At 72.9% G+C, this 7,247-nt stretch carries 7 protein-coding genes and 1 tRNA gene; 4 read left to right on the forward strand and 4 right to left on the reverse strand.

The window, feature by feature from the left end; genetic code table 11:
- Both EAD96_RS06520 and EAD96_RS06525 read right to left on the reverse strand, forming a co-directional pair.
- Positions 1-857 (reverse strand): hypothetical protein (locus EAD96_RS06520; RefSeq protein WP_121683620.1); only part of this gene is annotated, 857 nt, incomplete at its 3' end.
- Positions 858-894: 37 nt separating this feature from the next.
- A complete protein-coding gene (locus EAD96_RS06525) occupies positions 895-1,515 on the reverse strand; it encodes an ANTAR domain-containing response regulator (protein ID WP_013287522.1) in 621 nt (206 codons plus the stop codon).
- Positions 1,516-1,608: 93 nt separating this feature from the next.
- On the opposite strand from EAD96_RS06525, the gene EAD96_RS06530 reads away from it, so the two are divergent.
- A tRNA-Leu gene (locus tag EAD96_RS06530) sits at positions 1,609-1,685 on the forward strand.
- 30 nt (positions 1,686-1,715) lie between these two features.
- The gene (locus EAD96_RS06535) at positions 1,716-2,462 is read left to right on the forward strand and encodes an LAGLIDADG family homing endonuclease (RefSeq protein WP_121683621.1); all 747 of its coding nucleotides are present in this window, start codon (positions 1,716-1,718) and stop codon (positions 2,460-2,462) included.
- Between the two features lie 36 nt (positions 2,463-2,498).
- On the opposite strand, the gene EAD96_RS06540 is transcribed toward EAD96_RS06535, so the two are convergent.
- Positions 2,499-3,674 (reverse strand): PLP-dependent aspartate aminotransferase family protein, encoded by a 1,176-nt coding sequence (locus EAD96_RS06540; protein ID WP_121683622.1) that lies wholly within the window; start codon positions 3,672-3,674, stop codon positions 2,499-2,501.
- An 83-nt stretch (positions 3,675-3,757) separates the two neighbouring features.
- On the opposite strand from EAD96_RS06540, the gene EAD96_RS06545 reads away from it, so the two are divergent.
- Together EAD96_RS06545 and EAD96_RS06550 are read left to right on the forward strand one after the other, a co-directional pair.
- Entirely contained in the window at positions 3,758-4,237 is a 480-nt protein-coding gene (locus EAD96_RS06545) for an Lrp/AsnC family transcriptional regulator (RefSeq protein WP_047894721.1), read from the forward strand.
- 61 nt (positions 4,238-4,298) lie between these two features.
- Positions 4,299-5,294: an LLM class flavin-dependent oxidoreductase gene (locus tag EAD96_RS06550; protein ID WP_199733081.1), complete on the forward strand. Its 996-nt coding sequence runs from the start codon at positions 4,299-4,301 to the stop codon at positions 5,292-5,294.
- A gap of 167 nt (positions 5,295-5,461) precedes the next feature.
- Here EAD96_RS06550 and EAD96_RS06555 read toward each other — a convergent pair.
- A partial coding sequence (locus EAD96_RS06555; protein WP_147457845.1) for a rhamnogalacturonan lyase occupies positions 5,462-7,247 on the reverse strand: 1,786 nt, incomplete at its 5' end.

Below are 7,247 nucleotides of genomic sequence, written 5' to 3' on the forward strand. Positions count from 1 at the left end.
ACCCCGAAGCGGTCACCCAGCGGGCCGACCGCCACCGGACCGCCGTCGGCCGGCACCACCCGCTCCGCCGCCCCGGCCGCCCTCGACGGCACCGGCAGGGCCAGCCGCCGCCACACCCGGCCATCCGCCGAGAACCACGACAGCGGCGTCCGGGCCGTACCGCCGGGCGGCAGCAACGACCCCACCACCAGCCAGCCCGACCCCACCGCCGCCACGTCGTACGCCGCCGTCCGGCCCCGGCCGTCGCCGGCCAGCTCCGCGACGCCCTCGCGCAGCACGAACCCCTCGGCATCCGGCGACGTCCACACCGCCGCACCGTCCGCGCGGGACCCGGCGACCAGCCAACCACCCGGACCCGCGGCCAGCCGCGACGCGCTCACCGCGCGCGGACCGCCGAACAACTCGAACGCCGCCGGCACCTCCCGCAACGGCCCGCCCGGACGCCACACCCACGTCCCGGTACGCGGATTGCCGTGCACGCCACCCGTCTTCGCGCCCAGCGCCGCCATCCCGTCGTCGCCGCAGGCGACCGTGTAGAGCACGTGCTGACGGCCGTAGAACGTCTGCGCGCGCACCGGAATCGGTGACCAGGTCACGCCGTCCGACGAGGACCACGCCGCCGGCCGGGTCTCCCCCGCCGGATCGACCAGCCCGCCCACCGCGTACCACCGGCCGGCGCACCGCGCGGTGTCGCGCAGGACCGGACGCCCGGTGGCGCCGGCGGGAAGGGCCAGCTCGACGGGCTGCCACTGCGGGCGGACCGGCGCGGGCTCGGGCAGCGGTCGCGGGGCGGCCTGGCAGGCTGCCAGGAGCAGCACGGCGGCGACGAGGATCGGCCGGACGCGCGCGGGAGACATGGATCCGATCCTATCGATCGGATGCCTCCCCGGGAGGTCAGGACGCGGGCTGCTCCACCTCGCCGCCGGCGGTCTCGGCGAGGATCCGCTCGGCGACCTCCTTCATGGTCATCCGGTGGTCCATCGCGGTGCGCTGGATCCACTTGAACGCCTGCGGCTCGGTCATCCCGTACGTGGTCATCAGCGCGCCCTTGGCGCGCTCGACGGTCTTGCGGATCTCCAGCCGGTCGGTGAGGCCGGCGACCTCCGACTCCAGCGCGGCGATCTCGGAGTAGCGGGACAGCGCGATCTCCACCGCCGGCACCAGGTCGCTCTTCTGGAACGGCTTGACCAGGTACGCCATCGCGCCCGCCGCCCGCGCCCGCTCCACCAGGTCACGCTGGCTGAACGCGGTCAGGATGATCACCGGGGCGATGCGCGCGCCGGCGATCCGCTCGGCGGCGGCCAGCCCGTCCATGATCGGCATCTTGATGTCGAGGATGACCAGATCCGGCTTGAGTTCCTCGGCGAGCTTGACGGCGGTCTCGCCGTCACCGGCCTCGCCGACCACCTCGTAGCCCTCTTCGACGAGCATCTCGGCCAGGTCCAGCCGGATGAGCGCCTCGTCCTCGGCGATCAGAACGCGCTTGCGCTCGGCGTCCGCCTGCATCTCGCCCACGAGCCACTCCCACCGGTTCGAGCCCGACACCCGCCCTGCCGGGTGTCGCCGCCCCTAGCCTAGTAGGTAACCTGTTGGAGCCGAACTACAGAAGCCCCTGTAGCCCAACCGGCAGAGGCGCGATTCTCAAAAGATCGACAGTGTGGGTTCGAATCCCACCGGGGGCACCAAGTGTCATACAGGCGTTCGAAAATGGCCTGGTGCATCCACCCGAGATACGCGCCCGCGCACGAAGCCTGTACCTCGCCGGAGCGACGGTCGCCGAGGCTGCCCGCGCCGTCGGGTTGTCCTATCCGACCGTCCGGCACTGGTGCAAGGAACGCCCCGAGCCGAGGCAGCGGAGCACGGCGGAGCGGTGTTTCCGCTGCCGGGCAGGTGTCGACAATCCGCCAGATCCGGCGCAGTACGCCTACCTTCTCGGCCTCTATCTCGGCGACGGTCACCTGGTCGTCGGCCGGATGCCGGTGCTGCGCGTCTTCTGCGCCGACGCCTGGCCGAAGCTGATCGCCGCCTGCGAGGACGCGATGCGGGCGGTCCTGGCCACGTCGGTGCAGCGGGTGCAGAAGCGCGGGTGCGTCGCCGTGCAGAGTTACGGGATGCACTGGCCGTGCCTGCTCCCCCAGCACGGGCCGGGCAAGAAGCACGAGCGCCCGATCGTCCTGGCCGACTGGCAGCGGCCCATCGTCGAGGCACACCCCGGCGACTTCCTGCGCGGCCTGTTCCATTCCGACGGCTGCCGGGTCAGCAACCGGGTGACCGTGCGCGGCAAGAAGTACGTCTATCCGCGCTACATGTTCGTCAACGAGTCGGCCGACATCCTGGGCCTCTGCCAGCAGGCCCTCGACCGGCTCGGCATCGCCTGGCGGATGAACCGCCGCAACTCCCTGTCGGTGGCCCGCCGGGAGGCGGTAGCCGCCCTCGACCGGCACGTCGGCCCGAAGTCGTGACCCGACGACGCCGCGGACGCGGGCGACCGGCCGCCGTCAGATCCGCGCCAGCGCCCGCGCGAGATCCGCCCGCAGGTCCTCCGGGTCCTCCAGGCCGACCGAGACGCGCAGCAGCCCGCCGCAGGGCTTGGCGTCGCCCTCGACCGGCCGGTGGGTGAGCGACGCCGGGTGCTGGATCAGCGTGTCGACGCCGCCGAGCGACACCGCGTGGGTGATCAGCTCGCAGGCGCCGGCGACCTCGGCCGCGGCGGGCGCGCCGCCGCGTACCTCGAAGGCGAGCAGGCTGCCGGTGCCGGACATCTGGCGGCCGACCAGCCCGGCCGGGTCGTGCAGCGACGGGTGGTGGACGCGCTCGACGGCGGGGTGCCCGGCGAGCCAGGCGGCGAGCTTCTCCGCGCCGGCCTGCTGGGCGCGGACGCGCAGCGGGAGGGTCTGGATGCCGCGGTGCAGCAGGTACGCGCCGAGCGGGTGCAGGACGGCGCCGGTGACGGCGCGGACCTGGCGCAGCCGGGCGGCCCACTCGGGTCCACAGGCGACGACGCCGGCGAGGACGTCGCCGTGGCCGCCGATGCTCTTGGTGGCGCTGTGCAGCACGAGCGCGGCGCCGTGGCGGGCGGGCTGCTGGAGCACCGGGGTGGCGACTGTGTTGTCGACGAGCAGCGGGACGTCACCGGCGGCGTCGGCGAGCGCGGCGATGTCGACCAGGTCGAGGCTGGGGTTGGCCGGCGTCTCGACCACGACCAGGGCGGTGTCGGGGCGGATCGCGGCGGCCACGTCGGCGGGGGTGGCCCAGGTGACCTCGGTGCCGAGCAGGCCGGTGGCGAGGACGTGGTCGGTGCCGCCGTAGAGGGGGCGGACGGCGACGACGTGGCGCTTGCCGTCGCGGGTGGCGGCGAGCAGGGTGGCGGTGAGCGCGGCCATGCCGCTGGCGAACGCGACGGCCTCGGCGGTGCCTTCGAGCTGGGCGAGCGCGGTCTCGAACCGGGCCACTGTGGGGTTCCAGAGGCGCTGGTAGACGGCGCTGCCGCCGGCCGGGAGGGTGCCGCCGGTGGCCAGCGTCTCGTAGTCGTCACCGCCGCCGGCGACCGAGGGCAGCGGGTTGGTGGTGGACAGGTCGATGGGCGGGACGTGGACGCCGAGCCCGGCGAGGTCGGCGCGCCCGGCGTGTACGGCTGCGGTGTCCACGGAAGTCATGCCGGAAGCGTCGAACATGACGACGGCGGGAGGCAATAGCAGCGAACAACATTCTGGTAATCACGCTTTCGCCCGGCGGTGATTCGGTGAAGGATGGTCACATGCCTGCCGCACCGAATGATGTACGGCCGTTCGCCGGCCTGGACGACACCGATCGCGCGATCCTCACCGAACTGGCGGCCGACGGCCGGCTGCCGAACAACGCGCTGGCCGAGCGCGTGGGGGTGGCGCCGTCGACGTGCCTGACGCGTACGCGGGCGCTGCGCGAGTGCGGGGCGATCCGCGGGTTCCACGCCGAGGTGGATCCGGCGGCGGTGGGTCTGCCGTTGCAGGCGCTGGTCTCGGTGCGGCTGACCGCGCACGAGCGGGCCGCTGTAGACGCGTTCCGAGCCCGGTCGGTGCGGCTGCCGGGGGTGGTGTCGGTGTTCCACGTGGCGGGCGCGGAGGACTACGTGCTGCACGTGCGGGCCGCGTCGGGCGACGCGCTGCGGGACTTCGTGCTCGATCATCTGGCTGTCGATCCGGCGGTGCAGCACACGCAGACCAGCCTGATCTTCGAGCAGGCCCGGGGTATGGGGTAGCGCACCCGGCGGAACAATTCCGGCACGTCGCGGGTTGCACCTCTCTGTGATCGACGTACCCATGTCTGTTCTTGATCTTGCCCCGGTGGCGGCGACCGGCAGTGCCGGTGAGGCGCTGCGGTACACCACGGAGCTGGCCCGCCGCACCGAGGAGCTGGGCTACCGCCGGTTCTGGGTGGCCGAGCACCACAACATGCCCGCCATCGCGAGTTCCGCGCCGGCGGTGCTGCTCGCGCACCTGGCGGCGAACACCAGCACGATCCGGCTCGGCTCGGGCGGCGTGATGCTGCCCAACCACGCGCCGTTGGTGGTGGCCGAGCAGTTCGGCACGCTGGAGGCGCTGCACCCGGGCCGGATCGACCTGGGCATCGGCCGGGCGCCGGGCACCGACCAGGTGACCGCGCTGGCGCTGCGCCGCACCATGGAGGGCCTGTCGGCCGAGCACTTCCCGCGTGAGCTGGCCGACCTGATGAACTACTTCTCCGGCGCCGAGCCGGGCCCGATCACCGCGACGCCGGGCCGCGGCCAGTCGCCGCAGGTCTGGCTGCTCGGGTCCAGCGGGTTCAGCGCGCAGCTGGCGGGCCTGCTCGGGCTGCCGTTCTCGTTCGCGCACCACTTCAGTTCGCAGAACACGATCCCGGCGTTGCAGCTCTACCGGCAGAACTTCCGGCCGTCGCAGTGGCTGGACCGGCCGTACGCGATGGTGGCGGTGAACGCGGTCTGCGCGGAGACCGACGAGCGGGCCGAGTGGCTGGCCGGGCCGGCCGGGCTGTCGTTCCTGAAGCTGCGGTCGGGGCGGCCGGAGCCGCTGGTCACGCCGGAGGAGGCGGCGGCGTACCCGTACTCGGAGTTCGAGCGGGAGTTCGTCGCCCAGCGCCGCGACGGCCAGGCGACCGGCTCGCCGGAGACGGTGGCCCGGCAGCTCGGGGAACTGCTGGAGCGCACCGGCGCGGACGAGCTGATGCTCACCACGATGGTCTACGACGTGGCGGACCGGGTCCGCTCGTTCGAGCTGATCGCCGAGAAGGTGGCGGGCGGGCTGCGCCGGGAGGGCTGAAACACGCTCTTCATAGCCACGTCACCGCACCGTCGCGTGGGACGCATAACTTTGTCCCCGGTGGTGGTACGGCATTCCCGGTCGGGACGGGTCGGGAATGCTGCGGTGTGGTGCACCGGGTCGCCGGCGGAGCGGATTCCGCGGCCGGCGACCCGGTGCCTGCCGTTTCAGCGCAGGTAGATGTTCGGCGCCGGCGGCGTGCTCATGCCGTCGCCCAGATGGAAGCCCGGGTGCGGCGGCTGGTTGTAGGCGGTGTTCTGCCAGGCCACTGCCACCCGGTACTGCGGGTCGTGCATCAGCGTCGGCAGGCGCAGGCCGGTGGTCACCGGCGTGCTGTAGATCCGTAGCGCGGTGCTGTCGGAGGTGCGCCACACCACCTCTTCGCGCCAGTCGCCGAGCAGGTCGGCCGAGAGCGCCGGCGTGGACTTGGTGCCGTTGTTCGAGGCGACGCCGCTGCCGGTGAGCAGCCGGGTCTCGCCGCCGGTGCCGTACTTGTCGATCTTCGTGGCGTCGAGCAGTTCCCGGACCGGGTCGCCGTCCCACCAGATCAGGAAGTTCGCCGACGACGGCTTGCGCCCGACGGTCTGCCCCCGGGTGTTGAGCAGCCCGTCGACAGCCGACGACCAGGACTCCGCGCCCGGGCTGCCGGCCCAGACGTCGCCGGAGACGCCACGGCCGTTGTCGCCGCTGGGCGCGGTCTGCCAGATGATCTGTCCGGTACGCGCGTCGGCCATCCAGGAGCTGGGCTTGCTGCCGTCCTCGTCGACCTTGAACACCTCCAGGCCGGAGCGGGCGGGGTCGAGGTCGCCGACGTGCAGGGCGTCGCCGTGGCCGTTGCCGGTGGAGTACAGCAGCCGGCCGTTGTCGTCGATGGTGGCGGCGCCGTACACGATTTCCTGACGGCCGTCGTTGTCCACGTCCGCCACGGAGAGCTGGTGGTTGCCCTGGCCGGCGGCGGCGCCGTTGCCGGAGGCGTTCGAGTCGAACGTCCAGCGCTTGCGCAGCGTGCCGTCGCGGAAGTCCCAGGCCGCGACGACGGCGCGGGTGTAGTAGCCGCGCGCCATGATCAGTGAGGGGCGCTGCCCGTCCAGGTACGCGGTGCCGGCGAGGAACCGGTCGACCCGGTTGCCGTACGAGTCGCCCCAGGACGAGACGGTGCCGCGCGGCGGGTCGTAGTCGACTGTGGACAGGGCTGCGCCGGTGCGTCCGTCGAACATGGTCAGGTACTCCGGGCCGGCGAGCACGTAGCCGCTGGAGTTGCGGTGGTCGGCCGAGCCGTTGCCGATCACCTGGCCGGTGCCGGAGCGGGTGCCGTCGGCGGTCTTCATGGCCACCTCGGCGTCCCCGTCGCCGTCGTAGTCGTACACCTGGAACTGGGTGTAGTGGGCGCCGGCGCGGATGTTGCGGCCGAGGTCGATGCGCCACAGCCGGGTGCCGGTGAGCGTGTACGCGTCGACGTAGACGTTGCCGGTGTAGCCGGACTGCGAGTTGTCCTTGGCGTTCGACGGGTCCCACTTGAGCACGAACTCGTAGCGGCCGTCGCCGTCGAGGTCACCGACGCTCGCGTCGTTCGCCGAGTAGCTGTACCCCTCCCCCGACGGGGTGGTGCCGCCGGGCGGCGGCTGGATCGGCACGTCCAGGTAACCGTTGGCGAACTGGAGCGCCGGGGCGGACGCCGCCTGCTCGGCGCCGTTCACCACGGCCCGCACGGTGTACGCCGAGCCGGCCGCCGCGCCGCTGTCCAGGTACGTGGTGGCGCCGGTGATGGGACTGCCGTTGACCTTGGTGCCGCCCCGGTAGAGGTTGAACGAAACCCCCGTGGTCTCGGTGCCGAGCAGCCGCCAGGAGACCAGGTTCCCGCTGCCGGAGCGGACGCTGACCAGGCCCCGGTCGAGGTCCTCCATCTGCTTCGCGCCGGCCGGCGGGGTGGTCGGCGGCGGCGTGGTCGGTGGC

Origin of the sequence: Micromonospora sp. BL1, assembly GCF_003667485.1 — a bacterium.
GTDB lineage: Bacteria > Actinomycetota > Actinomycetes > Mycobacteriales > Micromonosporaceae > Micromonospora > Micromonospora tulbaghiae.